Genomic DNA, 1,263 nt, shown 5'->3' on the forward strand with positions numbered 1-1,263 from the left:
TGGACTCCGCCGCGCTGAACGAGTTCGCCGAGACCCTCACCGGCCGCGACGGTGTGCTGGCCTCGGCCGCCCGCCTGGTGCTGGACCAGCTCGGTCTGGACGCGGCGACCAGTGCCCCGCCGGCAACCACCGACACCGAACTGATGGACCTGGTCACCGCCGAACTCGGCGCCGACTGGCCGCGTCTGGTCGCGCCGGTGTTCGACTCCCGCAAGGCGGTCCTGCTCGACGACCGCTGGGCCAGTGCCCGGGAGGACCTGGTCAAGATCTGGCTGGCCGACGAGCACGACGTCGAGGCCGACTGGCACCGGCTGGCCGAGCGTTTCGAGGGGGCCGGCCAGGTGGTGGCCTCCCAGGCCGACTGGTGGCGGGGCCGTGCCCTGGCGGCCGGCCGGCAGGTGCACGCCACGCTGTTCGCCCGGATCGCCGCCGGAGCGGAGAACACCGAAGCCGGCCGGTACGGCGGTGAGATCGCTGTGGTCACCGGCGCCTCGGAGGGCTCCATCGCCGCCTCGGTGGCGGCGCGGCTGCTCGACGGCGGCGCCACCGTCATCGCCACCACGTCCCGACTGGACGACGCCCGGCTGGCGTTCTACAAGGACCTCTACCGCGACCATGCCCGGTTCGGGGCGGTGTTGTGGGTGGTGCCGGCGAACATGGCCTCCTACGCCGACATCGACGCGCTGATCTCGTGGGTCGGCAACGATCAGAGCGAAAACCTCGGGCCCCAGTCGATTCACGTCAAAGACGCCCAGAACCCGACCCTGCTCTTCCCGTTCGCCGCGCCGCGGGTGGCCGGCGACCTGTCCGAGGCCGGGTCCCGCTCCGAGATGGAGATGAAGGTTCTGCTCTGGGCGGTGGAGCGGTTGGTGGGCGGCCTGTCGGCCATCGGCGCCGATCGCGACGTCGCCTCCCGGCTGCACGTGGTGCTGCCCGGTTCGCCCAACCGCGGCATGTTCGGCGGCGACGGCGCCTACGGCGAGTCGAAGTCGGCGCTGGACGCCGTGGTGGCGCGCTGGAGCGCGGAATCGTCTTGGGCCCAGCGGGTCACCCTCGCCCACGCCCTGATCGGGTGGACCAAGGGGACCGGTCTGATGGGCCACAACGACGCCATCGTCGGCGCGGTCGAGGAAGCAGGGGTGACCACCTACACCACCGCGGAGATGGCCGAGATGCTCCTGGGCCTGTGCTCGGCCGAGGCCAGGGCGGTAGCCGCCTCGGCGCCGCTGAAGGCCGACCTCACCGGTGGCCTGGGCGACATCG

The 1,263-nt window shown here is 72.3% G+C and carries 1 pseudogene; it reads left to right on the forward strand.

Features of this window, described 5'->3' with window-relative positions:
• A pseudogene (locus tag ADBZ5U_RS16455) lies at positions 1 to 1,263 on the forward strand (3-oxoacyl-ACP synthase); the annotation flags it as partial.

It is taken from the genome of Mycobacterium sp. (genome assembly GCF_040398885.1).
Taxonomy (GTDB): domain Bacteria; phylum Actinomycetota; class Actinomycetes; order Mycobacteriales; family Mycobacteriaceae; genus Mycobacterium.